The following is a 20,952-nucleotide window of genomic DNA, read 5'->3' on the forward strand; positions in this document are numbered from 1 at the left end:
GGTTGCATGATCGAACTTGGCAAACACGCCGTCCCCGTCCTGTCGGCATGGGGCGTGGCCGCCGTCCTGCTGGCCGCGCTGGTCGTTCAGACGCTGGTCGCTGGGGCGCGGGCGCGGCGCGACCTGGACCGGGTGGAACGCCGCCGTGGCTAGGATCCCGCCGCTCGCCCTGCTGCCGCCGGTGCTGTTCGCGGGCATCGCCGCGATGTTCCTGTGGGGCATGGGGCGCGAGAACCCCGACGACCTGCCATCGGCCCTGATCGGCCGGCCCGCGCCCGCGCTGCCGCAGACGACGCTGGAGGGCGCGCGGCAGCTGACCGACGCCGATCTGCGCGCGCCGGGCGTCAAGCTGGTGAACTACTGGGCCAGCTGGTGCCCGCCCTGCCGGGCCGAACATCCGACGCTTACCGCGCTCGCGCAATCCGGCCTGCCGGTGCTGGGCGTGGACCTGAAGGACCCGGCGCCCGCGGCGCAGCGGTTCCTGGACGAGCATGGCAATCCCTTTGGCGCCTTGGCGACGGACCCGCAGGGGCGGGCGGCGATCGACTGGGGCGTGACGGCCCCGCCGGAAACCTTCATCGTCGACGCGCAGGGCCGCATCCTTTACCGCCACGCCGGGCCCCTTGTCGGAGCCGACTACGAAAACCGGTTCCGCCCCGAGCTGGAAAAGGCGCTGGCCGCACAGTGAACGGCCGGTCCGGCGCAGGCGATCGCCGCGCGCGACCCCGCAACGCAGAAGGCCCCGCGTTTGCGGGGCCTTTGCGTGATGTCGTTCGGGTCCGGTCGGATCAGAAGGTGTAGCCGATCTTCACGCCGACGCCGAGGGCGTGGTTGTCCTCCATCTCGGCGCGCGCGGTGTCGGGCGTGCCGGTTTCGGCGGACGCGTCGCCCAGCTTGAAGTAGCTGATGCCGGTCGTGACCTTGAACTTGTCCTGCGTGTAGATCGCGGCCAGCGAGATGCCCTTGCGCCCGTTCGTGGGCGCGAGCGGCGACACCAGGTCGTCGTCCTCGGCCTTTTCGTACGAGAACGAGGCTGCGCCCGACCAGTTGTCGGTGAACTTGCGGCCGACACCCAGCGTGAAGGTCGTGGTGTCTTCCAGGTCCACGAGACCGTCCGAGATGCCGAAGCCCGCGGGCGGGGCGGCGACGAAGACGGCGGGGTTCACCTTGAACTCGGACCACTTCACCCAGCGGATCGAGCCGAACACCAGCGTGCCCGGCGCGACGCCGGTCTGGCCTTCAAGGTTCCAGCTGCGCGGGGTGTGGACCTTGGTGCGCGATTCGCCACCCAGCGGGAAGCCACTGAGGCTTTCGCGGGTATCGAACTCATGCTCGATGTCCGAGTTGTAGGTGAGCGAGACGCGCGCCGCGATCTCGGGCTTTTCGTAGCTGACGCCGACGACGTAGCCCGCGGCCCAATCGTCATCGACCTTGAGGTTGTAGCCGCTGATCGGGCCGTAGGCGAGGCCACGCAGGTTCACCTCGGCATCCACGCGCGACCCGCGCAGACCGCCGTGGACCCCGAAACCGTTGTCCATCGTGTAGCGCAGCAGGGCCGTGTAGGTGGTCGAGTTGACCTCGGCCGAGGTGCCGCCCAGTGCGACGGACTCGCCGACCGGATATTTGATGTCCGTGCCGTAGGGCTGTTCGACGATGAACGCGACCGACAGGTTGTCCTGCAGCTGCTGCTTGTAGGCGAAGCCAACGAAGCCATAGTCGTCGGCCACGCCGCCGGTGTCGCGGCCGCCGAAGATCGCCACGTCACGGCCCGACACGTCCGGGTTCACCTTGCCGAAGCTCAGCTCGACGTAGTTGCCCGGCTCGAACAGCGCGCCGAGCGATTGCGGCGCCCGCTCGATCCCGCCCGCCATCAGCGGCGCGGCACCCAGCATCAGAACGGCCGAGGCCGTAAGTGTCTTTTTCATTGTTGTCCCTCCCCTCCGCCGACAGGCGGGTCTCATGCGGACTGTGGCGCGCAAAGAAACGTGAAGCAAACATGACGCAACGTCGGCGTCTTCTTGCCGCCGTTGTCGTGGCGCGCCCGCAACGCCCGCGCGCGGCGCGCGGCGCGCATCGCCAGCGAGGAGCGGCGCGGCGCGGCGGGGCGCCCGCCTGTCCGCTGGACTTCGCCCGGGATGCGTGACAGGGGGACTTGCCAAACGAAGCTCTGACAGGATCGATTCCCATGCAGATTCGCGAGGCGCTGACCTTCGACGACGTCCTTCTCGTGCCGGCCGCGTCCAGCGTGCTGCCGTCCACCGCCGACGTGGCGACGCGCCTGACGGCAAGGATCGCGCTCAACATCCCGCTGGTCAGTTCCGCGATGGATACCGTGACGGAAAGCCGGATGGCGATCGCCATGGCGCAGGCGGGCGGGATCGGCGTGATCCACCGCAACCTGTCCACCCAGGCGCAGTCGGACGAGGTGCGGCGCGTCAAGCGGTTCGAAAGCGGAATCGTCTACAACCCCATCACCCTGCGCCCCGACCAGACCCTGGCCGATGCGAAGGCGCTGCAGGACCGCTACAACGTCACCGGCTTTCCGGTGGTGGACGAAGAGGGCCGGATCCTTGGCATCGTCACCAACCGCGACATGCGCTTCGCCAGCGACGACGCGACCCCCGTCCGCACGATGATGACCGCCGACAACCTCGCCGTGCTGCGCGAGCCCGCCGACCGGGCCGAGGCGCTGAGCCTGATGAAGGCGCGCCGCATCGAAAAGCTGCTGGTCACCGACGAGCGCGGCCACCTGACCGGCCTTCTGACGCTGAAGGACAGCGAAAGGTCGGTTCTGAACCCGCTCGCCTGCAAGGACCACAAGGGCCGCCTGCGCGTCGCCGCCGCATCGACCGTGGGCGACGACGGGCACGAGCGCAGCCTTGCGCTGGTGGACGCGGGCGTGGACCTGGTGGTGATCGACACCGCGCACGGCCATTCCGAAGGGGTCGCGCGCGCCGTGGCCCGGCTCAAGGCCGAACATCCCGACGTGCAGGTCTGCGCGGGCAACGTGGCGACCGCCGCCGCGGCGCGGGCGCTGGTCGATGCGGGCGCGGACGCGGTCAAGGTCGGGATCGGCCCCGGCTCGATCTGCACGACGCGGATCGTGGCGGGCGTGGGCGTGCCGCAGCTGACGGCGATCATGGACGCGGTCGCGGGCGCGGGCGACGTGCCGGTCATCGCCGACGGCGGCATCAAGTATTCGGGCGACTTCGCCAAGGCGATCGCGGCCGGGGCAAGCTGCGCGATGGTCGGCAGCGCCATCGCCGGCACCGACGAAAGCCCGGGCGAGGTGATCCTGTACCAGGGCCGGTCGTTCAAGTCCTATCGCGGCATGGGCAGCCTGGGCGCGATGGCGCGCGGGTCCGCCGACCGCTATTTCCAGAAGGACGCGGCGTCGGACAAGCTGGTCCCCGAGGGGATCGAGGGGCAGGTGCCCTACAAGGGCACGGCGGCGGCGGTCATCCACCAGATGGTCGGCGGCCTGCGCGCCGCGATGGGCTACACCGGCAACGCCACGATCGACCAGATGCGCCGGGGCTGCGAGTTCGTCCGCATCACCGGCGCGGGGCTGAAGGAAAGCCACGTCCACGACGTGCAGATCACGCGGGAAAGCCCGAACTACCGGCTGGGGTGACCGCCGGGCGGCCGCCGCCCGCGATGGCCGGCGTGGCGCCTCGATCGGCGGATTTCCGGCCGTGGGTGGCGCGCGGCTGTCATCAGAAGGACAGACTAGATAAGGCAGACAGCAAGGCGCGGCCCGTGGACGGCGCAGGCCGCGCATCCCGTCACCCGTCCCGCCCATAGGTCGAGAACCCGATGAAGATCCTGCTTGCCAACGCCCACCCCTATATTCCCCAGATGGTCGGGGGCGCGCAGTCCAGCATCAACGACCTCGCGCGTGAGTTCGCGGCGCGCGGGCACGAGGTCAGCGTGTTGTCGGGGCTGACCGGCAAGGGCCGCCTGGGCGTCGTGAGCCGGGTCAAGCTCAAGCTGAACCGGCGCGGCTATGTCGTGGACCGGACGCTCGGCTACCCGGTCTACCGCGCCTGGTTCCCGTGGGAAGTCGCGGCGGACGTGGCCCGCCGCGTGGGGGCCGACGTGGTGGTGCCGCAGTCGCTGTTTCCGGTGAAGATCGCGCAGGCGCTCGACGGGGTGGATACCCGCGTCGTGATCTACCTGCGCAACGCCGAGATCGAGGATCTGGGCGGCAGTCTGGATACGCTCAGGAACGTGGGCTACGTCGCCAACTCGAACTTCACCGCCGGCCGCTTTCGCGAGCTGTTCGGGATCCACGCCGACGTGGTCTATCCCCTGATCCGGCGCGAGACATACCAGACCGAGACGACGCGCGAGAACGTCACCTTCATCAACCCCCACCCCCGAAAGGGGCTGGAGATCGCGCTGGGCGTCGCCGAACGCTGCCCCGAGATACCGTTCGTCTTCGTCGCGGGTTGGATGCTGGAACCCGACGACAAGGCCCGGCTGATGGAACGCTTGGCGGCGCTGCCCAACGTGACGCTGAAGCCGTCCACCGGCGACATGAAGTCGGTCTATGGCAAGGCGCGGATCGTGCTGGCCCCCAGCCAGTGGGAAGAAGCGTTCGGCCGCATCGCGGTCGAGCCGCAGTTCAGCGGCATCCCCGTCGTCGCATCCGATCGCGGCGGCCTGCCCGAGGCGGTGGGGCCGGGCGGGGTGCTGATCGACCCTGCGGCGCCCGCCGACGAATGGGCGGCTGCGGTCCGCAAGCTGTGGCACGACGAGGCCTATTACCAGGCCACCTCGCGCGCCGCCCGCGACTTTTCAGCCCGACCCGACATGGACCGGCACGCGCAGGTGGACAAGCTGCTGTCGATCTTCGCGAACGCACCCGCGCGCCGGTAGCGCCGCTGTCGTCAGGCGAGGGGCGGGTTGTGGGGGGCTGCCTGCGCTCGCCCGGCGCCGATCGGCAGGAAAACCGGCCCGATCCCGCTGCCGCGAACGTGTCGTGGCGGATGGACCGTGCCGCAGCGCGCTCACGCGGCGGTTGAAAAACGTCGCCCTGTATACTGTCCGAAAGGACAGGTCGGCTTTCCTTTACAGGAATCGCCCCGAGGGCCAGCATCGGCAGATCGCCTGGCGCATGTTTCCGAGTCTCATTTTCAAGCAGATGGTCGAATGACAAGATCATTGAAGCGGCGGCTCGCCCATGTCGCCGCCCGGCGGTTCGCGCAGCGGAGCGCCCCCGTTTTCCTCGACCGCGCCGTCGTCAGTTTCAGCTTCGACGATTTCCCCAAAAGTGCCGCCACGACCGGGGCGCGGATCCTCGAGGATCGCGGGCTGCGCGGCACGTTCTATGCCACCGCGTCGAACATGGGCCGCGTCGTCAACGGCGTGCGGCAATACGATGCCGAGGATCTTGCCCGCCTGTCCGAACGGGGGCACGAGATCGGGTGCCATTCAGCCACCCACCCCTGGCTCGCGCGCGAGACCGAGGATCGCATCCTCACCGAGTTCGAGGCGAACCGCGATCACCTTGCGCTGCTGGGCCACACCAAGCCGCTGCGGACCCACGCCTATCCCTATGGCGATGTCAGCCCGCGGGTGAAACGCCACGCGGGACGCTGGTTCGCGGCCAGCCGGGGCATCTGGCCGGGGCTGAACGAGGGGCACATCGACCTGGCGCTGCTGCGCTGTGTCAGCCTTGAGCCGCATATCCTCGTCCGGCGTTCCGCGCGCGACTGGATCGACCTCGCCGTCCGGCGCAAGGCGTGGCTCATCTTCCTGACCCACGACGTGACCGAGGATCATTCGCGCTACGGGACCGACCCCGGCGCGCTTGCGGGCGTGGTGGACCACGCCATAGCCGCCGGGGCGGCCGTGCTGCCGGTCGCCGAGGCGCTGGACCTCGCGCTGGCCCGCCCGCGCGAGCCGCAGGCAGAAACGCGGCTTGAAGGGCTGGCCGACGGGCGCGGTCTGGCGGCCGGCGGTCTGGCGGCAGGTGGTCTGGCGGCAGGTGGTTTGGGGACTGGTGGTCTAGGGCGGGCGCTTTGCCGACCGTTGGCGCGGTGACAGGCGGAATGGCGCGGGCCTGACGGGTGGCGCGTTGCTCAGGGCCGCCGGTGGCGGCATAAGGGCGCGCGTGACGAATGGCCGGGTTCGCGGGCCGACCACGGGCGGCGCGGGACCGGCACGGCAGGGCAGGGGCGATCGCGTTGCGCCCTTCCGATATGATCCCCCCATATGAACCCCCGTGCGCCTTTCGCGCGCGGCGCGGCGGATACGAGGACCGATGGCAAGCCTTGGCGACATGCAGACGACGGATGCGGCGCGGTTCCCCCGTGCCGCGCGCCCGGCTGCGCGCCCGGCCGCGTATCCGCCCGCACACCCGTCTGCTCGTCGCCCGGGGTTCGTCCTGACCTATTCGCCCACGGTCGTCGTGGGGTTCCTGTGCCTTCTCGGCGCGGCGCTGCTGCCGATGCTGGGGTCCAAGGGCGCACTGGTGTTCCTGCTGGCGGGCGCCGGCCTGATCGCGATGCGGCCCGGTGCCACCATCGCCGCGATGGGGCGCAACTGGCTGATCGTGGCGCTGGCGCTGTGGTGCCTGTGTTCGTTCACGTGGTCCGATTACCCGGGCGTCACCGTGCGCTACGGGGTCCAGCTTCTGCTGACGGTGATGATCGGGATCACGCTCGCGGACCGGCTGCCGCCTGCGATCTTCGTCAAGCTGGTGCTCGTGGCGCAGCTGATGGCATCGCTCGCCAGCTTCGCCACGGGCCGGTCGCGGGGCGACGGCGGCGGGTATCTGGGGATCTACGCCAGCAAGAACGCGCTGGCGGCGGCAAGCGGGATCCTCGTGATCGCGGCGGTCGCGGTGCTGTTCGACCGGCGCGCCACGCGGCTGTGGCGGGTGCTGGCGCTGGCGGGCCTTGCCGCGGGCGGAATGCTGCTTTTGATGGCCAAGTCCACCGGCGCGATCCTTGCGGTCGGCGGCACGGTGGGCGTGTTCGGCCTGCTTTACGTGCTGCGCAGGCTCGACGGGCCGGTGCGGCTGGCGGTCGTGGCGCTGGCGACGCTGCTGGTCGCGGTCGTGACGGTGATCCTTACCGGCATGTTCGACGAGCTGTCGCAGGCGTTTCTCAGCGCGACCGGAAAGGACCTGACCCTGACCGGCCGCACCGAGCTGTGGGCGACCGCCTTCGGCGAGATCGCGCGCCATCCGTTTGCCGGCACCGGCTACCAGGCGTTCTGGGTGGTGGGAAACCAGCTGGCCGAGCAGCTGTGGGCCGAGTTCGGGATCGAGACCCGCACGGGGTTCAACTTTCACAACACCCTCATCTCGAACGCGGTCGAGATCGGGCTGATCGGCATCACGATCCAGGCGGTGCTGTTTTACGGCGCGCTCTGGGCGATGCTGTCATGGACCATCCGCAGTCCCGGCGCGGGTTCCATCTTCTTTGCGCTGTTCATGGTGCGGCAGTTCGTGCTGATGCAGGTCGAGCTGGTGTTTTTCTTCCAGTTCGACTTCTCGTCGATCATCACCATCGTGGCGATCTGCCACGCGGCCGGGTTCAGACAGGCCGCGCGCGCCGTGGACCGGATGCCCCGGGCCGCTTACGGACGGGCGGGTCGGGCAGGCTCGTTCGCCGCCGCCGCGGGGCGCGGCAACCGGCCAAGCTGGCCCGCCTCGATCCACGCGCCTTCGAGCAACCAGTGGCCCCGCGCCCGCAGGCCGATCCGCCGCGACGGGTAATCGCCCGCGTTGCTTGCCGCGACGTCGCCGGACACTCGCGTGTTGAGCCTTTGGCGCCGAGCGGGTAAGAGCCGGGCGACCTTCGGAACGGGATCAGATCCATGCCGGACCAGACCGCCGCACGTCCCGACCCCGCCCGCCCATCGCCGCAGGTGTCCGTCGTCGTCACCGCCTACGACGCCGAGGCGACGATCGCCGACGCCGTGCGCTCGGCCCTGGCCGAACCCGAGGTGGCCGAGGTGATCGTGGTCGACGACGCCTCGCGCGATGCCACCGCGCACGCGGCCGCCCATGCGGCGGGCGGCGACCCGCGCCTTGTCGTCCTGCGCCAGCCCCGGAACGGCGGGCCCGCCGCCGCGCGCAACCGCGCCTTCGCCGCCGCGCGCGGGGACTTCGTGGCGGTGCTGGACGCCGACGACTTCGTCCTGCCGGGGCGGTTCGCGCGCCTGCTCGCGGTGCCCGACTGGGACCTGGTGGCCGACAACATCCTGTTCGTGACCGAGGCGACGGTGCCCGACGACCTGCCCCCCGTGCCCCGCGCCGCGGGCAAGGGCGTGATCGACATCGACCTGAACGGCTTTGTGCGCGCGAACCTGTCCAGCAAGGGCTCGGCCCGGCACGAATGGGGCTTTCTCAAGCCCGTCATCCGGCTGGACTTCCTGCGCCGCCACCGCCTTCGCTACGACGAAAGGCTGCGGCTGGGCGAGGATTACGACCTTTATGTCCGCATGTTGCAGGCGGGCGCGCGGTTCCGCGCCATCCGCGAGGTGGGCTATGCCGCCCGCTGGCGCGAGAACTCGCTGAGCTCGCGCCACCGCACCGAGGATCTGGAGGCGCTGTGGCGCGCCTCGGAAAGCCATCTGGCGGCGTGGCGCGCGGCGGACGGGGGCAAGCGCGTGGGGACGGATGGGGGCGCGGCCGTGGCGGCGCTGGCGGATCACCGGCGCGACCTGCACCATCGGTTCGCGCTGCGCGATTTCCTCGACAACCGCGCGCGCATGGGCCGGGCGGGGGCTATGGTGTCGGCCCTGCGCCAGCCCGAAACGATCCTGCCGATCGCGCGCGGGATCCTGCGCGACAAGCTGGCCGCGCGCCGGCCCGACATTCGTCCGACCCGGATCGGCCGCCTGCTGATCGAGGACTGATCGGCACCTCGCCGCCTGCGCGGCCCCGCCTCGCGCGCCGCGCGACCGTCACATAAAGGTGCGCCACTGTTGATAAAGCCGCCCGGATCGCCCGGTTTTACCGCGGCGCGACATCGTTTAAGGGCGTCCGTGTGATTGCAACTGGATCATTTGCCAGCCCGGCCGGGGCCGCACGTCCCGCCCCGATCGCGGACCGGATCGCGGCCCCGCCCGCGGCCCCACCCGCGACCCCAGACGTCGGAGAGCATGCTTGCGCGTGACCTATCTCGCCCACGACCTTGACGATCCGTCCGTGTGGCGGCGGGTCGAGATGCTGCGGCGCGGTGGCGCGACCGTGGCCGTCGCGGGCTTTCGCCGCGGCGGGGGCGCGCTGCCCGACGCGGCCGTGGTGCTGGGGCGCACCGCCAACGGCCGCATGGTCCAGCGCGTCCGCGCGGTGATCGCGGCGCTGCCCCGGATCGCGCGGCTGGTGCCCGAGACGTCGGCCGCAACAGGTGACGGCGAGGCGGCTGGTCCCGAGGTCGTGCTGGCCCGCAACCTGGAAATGCTGGCGCTCGGCGCGGCGCTGGTCCGCAGGCGGGGCGGGCGGCTGGTCTATGAACTGCTCGACATTCACGGGATGATGCTGGGGCAGGGGATCGCCAAACGCGCGCTGCGCCGGGTCGAGGCGGGGCTGCTGGCCGCCACGCGGCTGATCGTGATCTCGTCGCCCGCCTTCGACACCCGGTATCTGCGCGGCTACGGCCAGCCCGACGTGCCGACGCTGCTGGTCGAGAACAAGCCTTTCGCGCAACCCTCGGACGACGCGCCCCGGCCCTCGCGCACCGCGCCCGCGCCGGGCGGGATCGAGGACGGGGGGCCGCTGATCGTCGGCTGGTTCGGGATGCTGCGCTGCCGCTGGTCGCTGCTGACGCTCGACGCCGTGACGCGCGCCGAGCCGGGGCGCTGCAAGGTGCGCCTGCGCGGCCGCCCGGCGCTGGACGTGATCCCCGATTTCCACGCGGTCGTGGACGCGAACCCGGACCTGGAGTTTCTGGGCCCCTATGACTGGCCGGGTGACCTGCCCCGCATCTATGCCGAGGTTGACGTGGCCTGGCTGTTCGACCGCTATCAGGCCGGCCAGAACTCGGACTGGCTGCTGCCGAACCGGCTGTACGAGGGGTGCCTGAACGGCGCGGTGCCGGTTGCGCTGGACGGGACCGAGGTCGCGCGGCGGGTGCAGTCGTGGGACTGCGGCGTGATCGTGCCGGGCGCGGGCGATGCAGGCCCGGCGGTGCCGGTGGTGGCGCGGGCCCTGGCCGCCATCGACGCGCCCGCCCTTGCGGCGCGCCGCGCCGCCGTGGCCGCGATCCCGCGCGACCGACTTGAAATGAACGAGGCCGAATGCCGCCGCCTGACCCGCGCGATCTGCGGCGAGAACGCGGGGACCACGACATGAGGTCAGCCATGCCCGATCCCCGCGCCCTCAAGGTGCTGGTCGTCATCCCGACCCTGAACGAGGAAGCGCATATCGCCCAGGTGCTGGACGGGATCGCCGGTTTCGCCGCCCGCCACGACGCGCTGGTGGTGGTTGCCGATGGCGGGTCGAACGACAGCACCTGCGAGATCGTGCGCGCCCGCGCCGTCCGCGACGACCGGGTCCGGCTGATCGACAACCCGCGCCGCCTGCAGGCCGCCGCCGTGAACCTTGCGGTCGAGCGGTTCGGCGACGGGCGCGACTGGCTTTTGCGGCTGGATGCCCACAGCGCCTATCCAGCCGATTTCGGCGACGTGCTGCTGGCCGAAGCGGCGCAAGGCGGGGCCGACAGCGTCGTCGTCTCGATGCAGGCGCAGGGGGACGGCTTCCTGCAGCGCGTGATCGCGGACGCGCAGAACTCGCGCATCGGCAATGGCGGGTCGGCGCACCGGCTGCTGGGCGCGGGCGCGTGGGTCGAGCATGGGCACCACGCGCTGATGCGGATCGCCGCCTTCCGGGAGGTCGGCGGCTACGACCCGACCTTCAGCCACAACGAGGATGCGGAGCTTGACCGCCGCCTGCTCGCCGCCGGGCACCGGATCTGGCTGACCGGCAAGACCCGCCTGACCTATTTCCCGCGCCGCCGGATCGGCCCGCTGATGCGGCAGTATTTCAACTTTGGCCGGGGCCGGGCGCGCAACCTTATCAAGCACCGCGCAAGGCCGGGGCTGCGGCAGGCGGTGGTGGCGCTGCTGGCGCCCGCCGTGGCGCTGGCGGTGCTGACGCCGCTTTCCCTTGTGTTCGCGCTGCCGTTGGCGCTGTGGCTGCTGGCCTGCCTCGCGGGCGGCGCGGGTATCGCCGTCCAGACCGGCCGCGTGGCGGGGATCCTGTCCGGCTTCGTCGCCGGGTCGATGCACATGGCCTGGTCGGTCGGGTTCTGGCGGCAGTGGCTCGCGCCCCGCCGCGCGCCCGCAATGGCAGCAGCGAGGTAAGCGCCGATGTCACCCGCATCCCCGATGACGCCCGGGTCGCCCGACACCCCCGACATCTGGATCGGCGTCTGCACCTTCCGCAGGCCCGAGCTGGAGGTCACGCTGAACTCGCTGGCGCGGATCGACCGCACCGGGACGGCCGTCGGCGTCGTCATCGCCGACAACGATTCCACCCCGTCGGCGCAGGCGCTGGTGGAACGGATCGCCGCGACTTTTCCGATGCCGCTCATCTATCTGCATGCGCCCGAACGCAACATCTCGATCGCGCGGAATGCGCTGCTGGACCATGCGCGGGGGGCGGGGGCGCGGCTCTTGCTGTCGATCGACGACGACCAGTGGGTCGGGCCGGACTGGCTGGACCAGATGTTGAAACCCTGGCGCGAGGGGCAGGACGGCGCCCCGGAAAGCCGGATCGGCGCGGTCCTTGGCCCCGTCCACGGCGTCTATCAGCCAGGCACGCCGGACTGGATGGCACGCGGGCGGCTGCACGACACCGTGCCGGTGCGGCGCCGCGACGGCGCGATCGTCAGCGGCTACACCGGCAACACCCTGCTGGACCTGGCCGACCCGGCGCTTTCCGACCTGCGCTTCGACGTCGCGCGCGGCCGTTCGGGCGGCGAGGATACGGCCTTCTTCTCGGCCTACCTGCGCGCGGGCGGGCGGATCGCCTTTGCGCCCGACGCGACCGCCGAGGAAACCGTGCCCGCCGACCGCGCGAGCCTGCGCTGGCTTCTCAAGCGCCGCTACCGGATGGGGCAGACCCATGCGAGCCTGATCGCCCGCGACAAATCGCGGACCGGGCGGCTGGGGCAGGCGGGAATCGCTGCCGCCAAGGCCGCGGCCTGCGGCGGAATGGCGCTGCTGGGCGCCGGCAGGCCCGCGTGGCGCAACCGCCAGTTGATGCGCGCGGCCCTTCACATAGGCGCAGGCGCGTATCTTGCGGGCGCGCCGCGGATCGAGCTTTACGGAACCCCGCCGGTCTGCGCAGGCTCCGTCCAGCCTGACGGGCAGGGCGGACCAAAGGGGTCGAAAGGAACATGATGTCGCGCGAACTCAGACCCTACGACCCGGGCAACGCCTACGGCATCGCGCCGGGATCGCAGGTCCAGACCATCGACCTGCGCCGGATGATGGTCGCGCTGCGCCGCCAGCGGACGACGATCCTTGCCCCCGCGCTGCTGATGGGCGCGCTTGGGCTGATCTACGTCAAGTCGCTTCCCGACACCTACGACGCCTTCGCCAATCTGCTTCTCGACAGCAATCAGAACAGCGCGATCAAGCAGGCGGGCGGCATCGACACCATGCTGACCACCGACATGATCGAGAACGCGCGCGTGGTGCTGGGGTCCGACAAGCTGGCCTATGACGTGCTGGACCAGACCGGTCTGGAAACCAATCCGCAGTTCCTAAACCCGCCGGAATCCGCGCTGTCCCGCGCGGTCGAGGGGGTGTTCGGCACCGTCCTTGCGCCGGTGTCGTGGGTCAAGAACCAGGTAGAGGCGCTGGTCGCCCCCGCCGACACGGTGGTTCAGGGCACGCTGCCGACCGGGGCCGATCCCCGCACCGGCGGCGCGGTGGCGGTCGATCCGCAGCGCCAGCTGGCGGCGATGAAGCTGAAGGCCGGGGTGCAGGTGTTCCGGGTCGCGAAAAGCACGGCGGTCGCGGTGCGCGTGACCTCGCACGATCCGGTGATCGCCGCCGACATCGCCAACGCCTATGCCGACGCCTACGTGCAGGACATCCTGACCTCGAACGCCGAATCCGTCGGCCGCACCAACGCATGGATGCAGACGCGGCTCGACGAGCAGCAGGAACAGGCCCGCGCCGCCGCCGACGAGGCAGAGCGGTTCGCGTCGGAAAACGGCCTTGTCGCGTCTTCGACCGGGGCGCTTCTGACCGAACAGTCGCTGGGCGAACTGAACGCGAGCCTGTCGGAGGCCATCAGCGAGGCGGCGCGGGCGCGGGCGGTTCTCGACACCTACGACAAGGCGGTGGCCGGCGGCGTCGAGGGGCTGACCGAGGGCAACGCCCTGTCGATCGGCGGCGAGATGTCGGACGCGCTGGTGGCGCGGCTGGACAACTACAACGACGTCCGCGCGCGGCTCGAGGGTCTCATCAACGACGGCGGCCCGAACCACCCGCAGGTGGCGGGGCTGCGGCGCACGCTGGCATCGACCGCCGAGCGGCTGTTCGTCGAGCTTCAGGGCCAGCGGCAGGAAGCGACGAGCGCGCTGCGGGTGGCCGAGGCGCGGGTGGAGGCGCTGCAGACGAGCGTGAAGCAGGCGACCGAGCGCAACACCGACCAGGCCGCGAACTTCGTCCGGCTGCGGGCGCTGCAGGAACGGGCGGCGACCCTGTCGGCGCTGTACCAGGCGACGCTGACCCGCGCGCAGGAGATCGAGCAGCAGCAGTCGTTCCCGGAATCGAACGTTCGGATCCTGTCCTACGCGCAGGTGCCGCCCAAGGCGTCGGGGCCAAGCACGATCCGCGGCGTCCTCGCCTCGACGTTGCTGGGGCTTTTTCTCGGCGGCGGGCTGGCCGCGATCCGCGAAAGCCGCGACCGCTTCCTGCGGACCGGGTCGGACGTGACCGACACCACCGGGCTGCGCTTTCTGGGCCACCTGCCGGTCCTGCCGCGCGGCGCCCCGCCCCGCGCCGCCCGCGCCGGCCGGGCCGAGGGCGGCACCCGCGCGGCCCTGCGCCGGGCAGAGGCGGCGGCAGATCATGCCCATGACCAACAGGCCGAACATTGGCCGGACCACCGGCCGTCGGGTGAGACCCTGCCTGCCATCAAGAAGCCCGACGTGCCCGAGATCCGCGCCTTCGTTCCGGTGCTGATGTACCCCAACTCGGTCTATGCCGAGACGCTGCGCCACGTGCGGCTGGCAGCCGCGACGCGCGACCGCGACATGCGCGTGACCGGCGTGACCTCGTTCCACCCCTATGCCGGCCGGTCCGAGGTGTCGCTGAACCTTGCGGCGCAGCTTGGGCTCGGGTCCGACGCGGTGCTGCTGATCGACGCCGACGGGCGCGGCCGGGTTCTCAGCCGGATGCTGCGGCTGGACCGCAAGCCCGGCCTGACGGATGCGGTGTCGGGGGATGGCGGATGGCACGCATCGCTGTTCAAGATCGCCGACACCAACATCTACGTCCTGCCGTGCGGGCTGGAAGGGGGCGGGGCGTCCGACGACCTGCTGACCAGCCAGCTGCTGCGCAATGTCGTGCAGGATGCCCGCAAATCGTTCAGCGCGGTGATCGTCGACGTGCCGCCGCTGTATCCCGTCGCGCAGGGCCGCGCGGTCCTGGCCGAGTTGCAGCAGTTCGTCGCCGTGGGCGAATGGGGCCGCACCCCGCGCAGCATGGTCGAGACGACATTGGCCGATCATCCGCGCCTGACGGATAAATGCCTGGGCGTCGTCTATGACCGGGTGAACCTGCGGCGGCTGCGTTCGTATCTGGTGCCGGAAGCGATGGAGAACTATCTCAGCCGCTCCAAGGGCTACCTCTCGTTGAGGACGAAAAAAGACAGTTCTATTTAAATTTGTGCAACGGATTGTGAAAATCAGTCATCTCCGGGGTGGATCGGTTTAAATATCAAGTCTACCCTTGCGTGTAGGGGGTGACTGATGTTCGTGATTCGATTTCTGATCGCAGAGCTGGTCGTGCTTGGCGGTATCATCGGCGGCGGGATCTCGCGGGACGTCTCTGCCGGGACGATCGCCTGGATCTGCTTTGGCGCGTTGATCGTCATGCAGGTCGCCGTCGTGATCGGTATCGCTGTCGCGGCCAACCGGCCCGCACGCCGGGCGGCTACGAAACCCGCCAAGTCCTCGGACCGGCTGGTGCCCGCCCACCGCTGATCTTTGGGCACAGTTGACGCGTGCCCGCCGCTGACGCTCACCTACGCTGACTCTGCCGTCTCAAGCATGTGCCGCAGATGCGTCGGTCAAGATCGGTTCTGAACGTGCGGGCGGGGGCCCTCGGCAAATCGTGCAGCATCTTTGCGCCCTGCGCCGGCGCTCAAGATCGCCTTCCCCACTCCACGCCAGCCGAGCCGCGCCCGCGTCCGCACCCGCTGCGTGCATAGCAGCTACCCGGCGATTCTTCACAAACTTGCCTTAAATGCAGGGCATACAGGCCGTGTTGGCGCTATCACCGGCATCTTCGCCGGAGTGCGTCAGCCCGACTGCCCGTATGTTATCCTGAACTCGCCCCGCAATGCCCGATTGCGAAAGATTCTTCTCTCTCGACGTCCCGATTTGGTTGCTCGGCGCTCAATTGCCAACGGACCGGATCGGCGGTGGTTTTCGCCTTGTCAGCAGGGTACTTTGACCACATGTTGCCCGTGAATTTCGAGTGGCGTTGTTTCTCTCCATTCGGGACGGCTGCGTGGTCGAGTGGTTCGTTTGGTTGAACAGGTGACGTTATGCAGTTGGCTCCGGCTGAAGATTTCATATCCGTACACGAACAGGACCTTCCTGCGATGGCACTCGGCAAGATGGCGACCCCGAACGATGTGATGAAACCGGCGCTCGGCTTGGGCGATGCGACCACCCGGGACGCATACCCGACGGCCCCGGTGGGCGGGCTGGCCAAGCGGATGATGGATGTCCTGCTGGTCGTGCTCAGCCTGCCGCTGCTCTTGCCGATGGTGATCGCGCTGGCGGTGCTGCTGAAGCTCACCGATCCCGGCCCGCTGCTTTACGGACACCGCCGGGTCGGTTTCCAGGGGCGCGAGTTCCGCTGCTGGAAGTTCCGCACCATGGTCGTGAACGGTGACGAGGTGCTGGAACGCCACCTGCGGGACAATCCCGCGGACGCGGCCGTCTGGGCGCTCAAGCGCAAGCTGGTGAACGATCCGCGCGTGACGCCGCTGGGCGCGATCCTGCGCAAGCTCAGCCTGGACGAGCTGCCGCAGCTGCTGAACGTGCTGTCGGGCGAGATGAGCCTGGTCGGCCCCCGCCCGGTCGTCGAGGCCGAGCTGAGCAACTACGGCGTGTCGGGCAAGTACTACCTGGCGACCCGCCCGGGTCTGACCGGCCTGTGGCAGATCAGCGGCCGCAGCGACACGACCTATGCCGAACGCGTCCGGCTGGACCGCTTCTACGTTGCGAACTGGGGCCTGCTGCGCGACCTTCGGATCGTGGTCATGACCGTGCCCGCGATCCTGATGTCGCGCGGGGCGCACTGATCGCCCGATCCCGACCGGATCACCCGGCCGACGAAATCGAAAGACCGCCACGCTTGTGGCGGTCTTGTTCGTTTGCAGGCCCGCCCGTCACGGCTGGCAGGTCACCGATTCCGGGAACAGGCACTTCTTGCCCGGCGGCGTGTAAGCGACCCAGTCGATGTCGTACCGCTGCATCTTCGCGTCCGGGTTCAGCGGCCCCATCCAGTCCACCAGCGTGGTCGTGCTCCAGAACGACATGTAGAGCTTCTGGGGAAAGTCGGGCAGCGCCGCGCCGTCGGGCGTGCGGTGGACCTGCCTGCCGTCGATGTACCAGCGAATCCCCGTCGGCTCCCACCGGATCGCGACGCGGTGGAAGGCCTGTTCGGTGCGGGGTTCGACCGAAACCTTCTGGCCGTTCATCGGCTTGCCCTCGACATAGGTGTTGAATTCGACCTTCGAGGTGTCGCGGGTCAGGATCTCGATGTCGATCTCGCTGTGCGGATATTTGTGGGCCGGGCCCGAGTAGGTAAAGACCGAGGCGTTCATGCCCGACACCCGGGCCGTGCGGATCCGCGCCTCGAACGTGCCATAGCGGAAGAAGGCGTTTGTCTGCACCTCGCCGCAGCGGGCCTTGGGGTCGTCGCCCGTCTCGGGGGCGGGGATGCGGAACAGGGTCAGCATTCCGTCGCGCACCTGCACCGCGCCCGCCGACCAGACGCAGTCCTGGTGATCGCCGTTGGTCCAGCCGTCGGACACGTACCAGCGCTTCTTGTCGAGCGCGTTGAAGTGGTCGCGAAAGCCCGCCTGCTCGGACGCGGGCGGGAACGGGGCGTTCGGGTCGGTCTGCGTCTGGGCGCCGGCACCGCCCAGGCCAAGGGGCAGCATCGCAAGGGCAAGCGTCATGCCGAGAACTGGGTTTCGCATCTGATTTCCTTGTCTGCACAACCGCGCGGGGAGTCCGGTTGTCGCGTTCATCAGCCCGGGTTATCAGAACAGCGAAGGCGCCGATCAACCTGAGGGTGAGTTGACGCATGTAACGGATTAAAGTCGGTGCAATGATCCCACAGGCCGCGCATTCGCACGACGAATCGAACCGCGCAAATCCGCTGATTTCCGTCATCATGGCGAATTATCGGGGCGCGCGCTATCTCGCCGCGTCGATGAAGGCGGTTCTTGCGCAATCCGAACCGCGGTTGGAGCTGATCCTTGCCGACGACGCGTCCGACGACGACAGCGTTGCCATCGCGCGCGCGATCGCGGCGGGCGATCCCCGGGTCAAGGTCATCGCCTCGCCCCGGAACGGCGGGCCGGCGGTCACGCGCAATCTTGCGCTGGATGCCGCGCGCGGCGACTGGATCGCGGTCGTGGACAGCGACGACCTGATCCACCCGCAGCGGCTCGCGCGGCTGGTTCAGGCGGCGACCGCCGCAGGCGCGGACATCGCCGCCGACGATCTGGTTCATTTCGGCGCGGCCGAGCGGGCGCAGGGGCGCACGCTGCTGCAGGGCTTGCGACTGTCGTCGCCGATGCGGCTGACGCTTGATCTTTACCTGCAGGGCAACGCGCCGGGCGCCGACCTGCCGTCGTTCGGCTATCTCAAGCCGTTGATCCGGCGGTCGGTGCTGGGATCCCGCCGCTACGACCCGGCGCTGCGGATCGGCGAGGATTACGACCTGATCCTGCGGCTGCTGATCGACGGCGCCTCGTTCCTGCTGCTGCCCGATCCGCTTTACGCCTATCGCCGCCATGCGGGGTCGGTGTCGCATCGCCTGTCGGTCGAGACGGTGGGGGCGATGCTGGCCGCGCACGAGGCGCTGCCGCCGATCGCGGACCCGGCCGCGCGGCGCACGGCGGCGGCGATCGGGCGCGATCTGCGCGCGGCCCTGCGCTATGAGCAGCTGGTGCTGGACATCAAGGCGCGCCGCGCGGGGGCGGTGCTGCCCCGGCTGGCCGATCCGAGAATGCTGAAGCGGCTGGCCGGCAGCGTGCTGGACAGGCGTCGCCGCAAGGCCGCCGAAGCCGCTGCCGGGCAACCGGCGCGTGTCGAAAAAGCCGCGCCGCCGCCGATGCCCGAGGCCGGGGACGCCTGGTCCGAACCGCCCGCCGATGCGGCAGCGGGGATCGCCGCCCGCGCCTCGACCGGTGCGCCGGTGCCCGGCCCCACAGCGCCCAACTGGGCGCAGTGGCTCGCCCGCGCCGCCGCGACCTGACCCGCGCCGCTCAGTCGTCCGACGGCTCCGCCGCGTTCCAGTAGGCGGCGAGATGCGCCCGCGCCTTCGGCACCGCGAGGGTGTCGAGGATGGCGCGCTTCAGGGGCTTCAGCCGCGCCTTTTCCGTGGCGAACCAGTACTGGTCCACCGGCGGCGCGGCTGCGATCTCGGCGGCGACTTCGGCTTCCGCGTGGGGGCGGTGAGTGATCGCTAGGCCGGGATGGGTCGGAAAGGGGTAGTCGGGGCGCGCGCCGAACAGATGCGCCGCGATCCGCGCGGTCGGCGCCTGCGCGGCGATGATGCGGGCGAGCGCCGGATAGGCGGTCTCGTCGCCGCCGATCGCCAAGGCTTCGCCGCGCGGGATGCCGCCGCCGCCCGGCCCCGTCAGCCCGACCTGGGCGCCCGGCCGTGCCGCATCCAGAAACCCGCAGACGCGCCCGCCCGGATGAACGAACACGTCCGTTTCCAGCCAGCCCGCGTCGGCGTCGATGCCACTGATCGTGTACGCGGGCCGGTGCAGCCTGTCGGGCCATTCGGTCCGGCCGGCGGCGTTGAGACGCGGCCAGACCGTCGGCTGCCCATCCGCGCGGGGAAGGGCAAAGCGGAAATGGATCATGTCGCGGTCGAGACGGGCGAGATCGCGCCCCTCAAGCCGGACGCGCAGAAAATCGGCTGTCAGCCGCTCGATCCGGGCGACCCGCGCAAGGCTGAAGTTCGGCGGCAGGTGCCCCGCCGGGCGCGGACCGGTCCAGACCGGCGCGGGCGTGCCGGGGGCGTGGTGGGCCAGGTGTTCGTCCACCGACTCGCAGATCGCGTGCAGCCAGTCCGGGTCCGGGGCGCGCACCGACAGCACCGCCAGCCCGCCGTCGTGGCGCAGGCCCAGCGTCCCGCCCTCGACCTCGGCCCAGATCCCGCCGTCGGGGCCGGGGCGAAGGGTCAGGTCGTGTTCCTCGGCCTCGTGGCGCAGCAGGGCGTCGAGCGCCTCGAACGGGATCGCCAGGCGCGCCTCGGACCGGCAGGGGTTCGGCGTATCGTGGATCATGCGGCTGGCCTTGCTGGACGGTTTCGGGCGGTGGGCAGGATCAGGGCCATGGCAAGGGCGGCGGCGGCGGCGATGCCGAACACCGTATCGTAGCCGCGATATTCCGCGCCTAGCCCGACCAGCACGCCCAGGGCCATGCTGATCGTGGCGTCGAGGCACTGGAACACCGTGAAGTCCACGCCCCCCTGCGCGGGGTCGGCCCAGGCCATGAACTGCGCGTAAAGCGCGGTGAAGCCGATCGCGGTCACGGCGGACGACGCCAGCATCGCCGCCCCGACCACCACCGGACGCGGCACCGCAACGCCCGCGGCGCTGAGCGCGATGATGACCAGCATCAGCGCCTGAAGCGCCAGCGCGATCCGCATCGTGGCGCCGATCCCATAGACCCGCACCAGCGCCCCGCCGAGGATCGCGCCGGCGAGCCCCAGCCCGATGCTGGACGCGCCGCCGAGAAGGCCCACCGTTTCCAGCGACAGTCCAAGGTCGATCAGGTAGGGGCCCAGCATCTGCTGCGAGGCCTTTTGCGCCACGACGAAGCCTGCGGTCAGGATCAGGCCGCGGCGGATTTCGGGGCGCGACCAGGTGCGGCCGAGGCTGGGCAGGGGGGCGCCTGCGGGCGCGGACGGGCCGCCCCGCGCGGCCAGCGCGAAAGCCGCCAGCAGAACCGCGACCAGCGCCGCCATCGACAGCGTGCCCGCGGTCCAGCCCCAGCGCGCGACCATGACGACGAACAGCCCGCCGCCGATCGCCGCGCCGACATAGGCGCCGCCCACCTGCGCCGCGTTCCCCCAGCCAAGCGCCCGCCCCTCGAGCGCGCCGACCGCGTGGCCATCGACGGCGATGTCGACGGTCGCGGTCGCGAAGGCCACGACCAGCAGTGCGGCAAGGACCGGCAGCAAGGGTTGCAGCGGCAAAAGCCCGGCCATGGCCAGGCCCGCGACGGCGACCGCGCCCCCGATCATCGTCACCGCCGCGGTGCGGACCGGGCGGCCGCGGGGAACCCGCGCGCGCTCGACGAAGGGCGACCACAGGAACTTGAGCGCCCAGGGCAGCATCAGCAGCGACACAAGACCGATCTGGTCCAGCGGCAGGCCCCGGTCGCGCAGGACAGTGGCGAGGCCCCCCCAGGTCAGCCCCCCGATCACGCTTTGCGCGGCATAGGCGGCCCACAGACCGCCCAGCAACCCCGTCTGCCGACCCGGACCCAC

General features: G+C 70.3%; 18 protein-coding genes. 14 read left to right on the forward strand and 4 right to left on the reverse strand.

Translation table 11 applies throughout. From position 1 onward, the window contains the following. Positions 1–6: 6 nt before the first annotated feature. Together ccmD and FNF32_RS09470 are read left to right on the forward strand one after the other, a co-directional pair. Positions 7–153, forward strand: coding sequence for a heme exporter protein CcmD (gene ccmD, locus FNF32_RS09465; RefSeq protein ID WP_131674803.1), 147 nt, complete (start codon positions 7–9; stop codon positions 151–153). After that, positions 146–688, forward strand: coding sequence for a DsbE family thiol:disulfide interchange protein (locus FNF32_RS09470; protein WP_131674804.1), 543 nt, complete (start codon positions 146–148; stop codon positions 686–688). Before ccmD ends, FNF32_RS09470 begins: the two co-directional genes overlap by 8 nt. A gap of 100 nt (positions 689–788) precedes the next feature. Here FNF32_RS09470 and FNF32_RS09475 read toward each other — a convergent pair whose 3' ends face one another. Beyond that, on the reverse strand, positions 789–1,925 hold the full coding sequence (locus FNF32_RS09475) for an OmpP1/FadL family transporter (protein ID WP_143796613.1): 1,137 nt from the start codon (positions 1,923–1,925) through the stop codon (positions 789–791). A gap of 260 nt (positions 1,926–2,185) precedes the next feature. Between FNF32_RS09475 and guaB the strand changes: the two genes are divergently transcribed. From guaB to FNF32_RS09530, 11 genes are all read left to right on the forward strand, one after another. Next, entirely contained in the window at positions 2,186–3,634 is a 1,449-nt protein-coding gene (gene guaB / locus FNF32_RS09480) for an IMP dehydrogenase (protein ID WP_131674806.1), read from the forward strand. Between the two features lie 182 nt (positions 3,635–3,816). Then, positions 3,817–4,881, forward strand: coding sequence for a glycosyltransferase (locus tag FNF32_RS15625; RefSeq protein ID WP_131674807.1), 1,065 nt, complete (start codon positions 3,817–3,819; stop codon positions 4,879–4,881). Between the two features lie 273 nt (positions 4,882–5,154). Then, a complete protein-coding gene (locus tag FNF32_RS09490; protein WP_131674808.1) occupies positions 5,155–6,048 on the forward strand; it encodes a polysaccharide deacetylase family protein in 894 nt (297 codons plus the stop codon). 238 nt (positions 6,049–6,286) lie between these two features. After that, positions 6,287–7,729, forward strand: coding sequence for an O-antigen ligase family protein (locus FNF32_RS09495; RefSeq protein ID WP_185961912.1), 1,443 nt, complete (start codon positions 6,287–6,289; stop codon positions 7,727–7,729). A gap of 101 nt (positions 7,730–7,830) precedes the next feature. After that, positions 7,831–8,874 carry a glycosyltransferase family 2 protein gene (locus FNF32_RS09500; protein ID WP_143796614.1) on the forward strand — a complete coding sequence of 348 codons (1,044 nt, stop codon included), beginning with the start codon at positions 7,831–7,833 and terminating at the stop codon, positions 8,872–8,874. Positions 8,875–9,130: 256 nt separating this feature from the next. Continuing rightward, positions 9,131–10,312, forward strand: coding sequence for a glycosyltransferase family protein (locus tag FNF32_RS09505; protein WP_131674811.1), 1,182 nt, complete (start codon positions 9,131–9,133; stop codon positions 10,310–10,312). 8 nt (positions 10,313–10,320) lie between these two features. Next, positions 10,321–11,322, forward strand: a complete 1,002-nt coding sequence (locus FNF32_RS09510) for a glycosyltransferase family 2 protein (RefSeq protein WP_221930693.1) — start codon at positions 10,321–10,323, stop codon at positions 11,320–11,322. Between the two features lie 6 nt (positions 11,323–11,328). Beyond that, positions 11,329–12,363 (forward strand): glycosyltransferase family 2 protein, encoded by a 1,035-nt coding sequence (locus FNF32_RS09515; protein ID WP_246087764.1) that lies wholly within the window; start codon positions 11,329–11,331, stop codon positions 12,361–12,363. After that, positions 12,363–14,861, forward strand: a complete 2,499-nt coding sequence (locus tag FNF32_RS09520; protein ID WP_185961913.1) for a Wzz/FepE/Etk N-terminal domain-containing protein — start codon at positions 12,363–12,365, stop codon at positions 14,859–14,861. Before FNF32_RS09515 ends, FNF32_RS09520 begins: the two co-directional genes overlap by 1 nt. A gap of 87 nt (positions 14,862–14,948) precedes the next feature. Beyond that, complete coding sequence (locus tag FNF32_RS09525; RefSeq protein WP_131675166.1) at positions 14,949–15,182, forward strand: hypothetical protein; 234 nt, start codon at positions 14,949–14,951, stop codon at positions 15,180–15,182. 623 nt (positions 15,183–15,805) lie between these two features. Beyond that, complete coding sequence (locus FNF32_RS09530) at positions 15,806–16,513, forward strand: sugar transferase (protein ID WP_246087765.1); 708 nt, start codon at positions 15,806–15,808, stop codon at positions 16,511–16,513. A gap of 87 nt (positions 16,514–16,600) precedes the next feature. On the opposite strand, the gene FNF32_RS09535 is transcribed toward FNF32_RS09530, so the two are convergent. Then, a complete protein-coding gene (locus FNF32_RS09535; RefSeq protein WP_185961914.1) occupies positions 16,601–17,416 on the reverse strand; it encodes a family 16 glycosylhydrolase in 816 nt (271 codons plus the stop codon). Positions 17,417–17,547: 131 nt separating this feature from the next. On the opposite strand from FNF32_RS09535, the gene FNF32_RS09540 reads away from it, so the two are divergent. Further along, positions 17,548–18,702 carry a glycosyltransferase family 2 protein gene (locus FNF32_RS09540; RefSeq protein ID WP_131675168.1) on the forward strand — a complete coding sequence of 385 codons (1,155 nt, stop codon included), beginning with the start codon at positions 17,548–17,550 and terminating at the stop codon, positions 18,700–18,702. A 10-nt stretch (positions 18,703–18,712) separates the two neighbouring features. Here FNF32_RS09540 and FNF32_RS09545 read toward each other — a convergent pair whose 3' ends face one another. Then, positions 18,713–19,744: a siderophore-interacting protein gene (locus FNF32_RS09545; protein WP_131675169.1), complete on the reverse strand. Its 1,032-nt coding sequence runs from the start codon at positions 19,742–19,744 to the stop codon at positions 18,713–18,715. After that, entirely contained in the window at positions 19,741–20,952 is a 1,212-nt protein-coding gene (locus tag FNF32_RS09550) for an MFS transporter (protein ID WP_131675170.1), read from the reverse strand. The genes FNF32_RS09545 and FNF32_RS09550 overlap by 4 nt, the downstream gene beginning before the upstream one ends.

Source organism: Paracoccus marinus (genome assembly GCF_007018965.1).
Classification (GTDB): domain Bacteria; phylum Pseudomonadota; class Alphaproteobacteria; order Rhodobacterales; family Rhodobacteraceae; genus Paracoccus; species Paracoccus marinus.

Coding starts and splice junctions, on each gene's coding strand:
- FNF32_RS09545 (WP_131675169.1), bottom strand. CDS start 19,744: ATGATCCACGATACGCCGAACCCCTGCCGGTCCGAGGCGCGCCTGGCG.
- guaB (WP_131674806.1), top strand. CDS start 2,186: ATGCAGATTCGCGAGGCGCTGACCTTCGACGACGTCCTTCTCGTGCCG.
- FNF32_RS09475 (WP_143796613.1), bottom strand. CDS start 1,925: ATGAAAAAGACACTTACGGCCTCGGCCGTTCTGATGCTGGGTGCCGCG.
- FNF32_RS15625 (WP_131674807.1), top strand. CDS start 3,817: ATGAAGATCCTGCTTGCCAACGCCCACCCCTATATTCCCCAGATGGTC.
- FNF32_RS09540 (WP_131675168.1), top strand. CDS start 17,548: ATGATCCCACAGGCCGCGCATTCGCACGACGAATCGAACCGCGCAAAT.
- FNF32_RS09515 (WP_246087764.1), top strand. CDS start 11,329: ATGTCACCCGCATCCCCGATGACGCCCGGGTCGCCCGACACCCCCGAC.
- FNF32_RS09490 (WP_131674808.1), top strand. CDS start 5,155: ATGACAAGATCATTGAAGCGGCGGCTCGCCCATGTCGCCGCCCGGCGG.
- FNF32_RS09520 (WP_185961913.1), top strand. CDS start 12,363: ATGTCGCGCGAACTCAGACCCTACGACCCGGGCAACGCCTACGGCATC.
- FNF32_RS09535 (WP_185961914.1), bottom strand. CDS start 17,416: ATGCGAAACCCAGTTCTCGGCATGACGCTTGCCCTTGCGATGCTGCCC.
- FNF32_RS09510 (WP_221930693.1), top strand. CDS start 10,321: ATGCCCGATCCCCGCGCCCTCAAGGTGCTGGTCGTCATCCCGACCCTG.
- FNF32_RS09495 (WP_185961912.1), top strand. CDS start 6,287: ATGCAGACGACGGATGCGGCGCGGTTCCCCCGTGCCGCGCGCCCGGCT.
- FNF32_RS09530 (WP_246087765.1), top strand. CDS start 15,806: ATGGCACTCGGCAAGATGGCGACCCCGAACGATGTGATGAAACCGGCG.
- ccmD (WP_131674803.1), top strand. CDS start 7: ATGATCGAACTTGGCAAACACGCCGTCCCCGTCCTGTCGGCATGGGGC.
- FNF32_RS09500 (WP_143796614.1), top strand. CDS start 7,831: ATGCCGGACCAGACCGCCGCACGTCCCGACCCCGCCCGCCCATCGCCG.
- FNF32_RS09525 (WP_131675166.1), top strand. CDS start 14,949: ATGTTCGTGATTCGATTTCTGATCGCAGAGCTGGTCGTGCTTGGCGGT.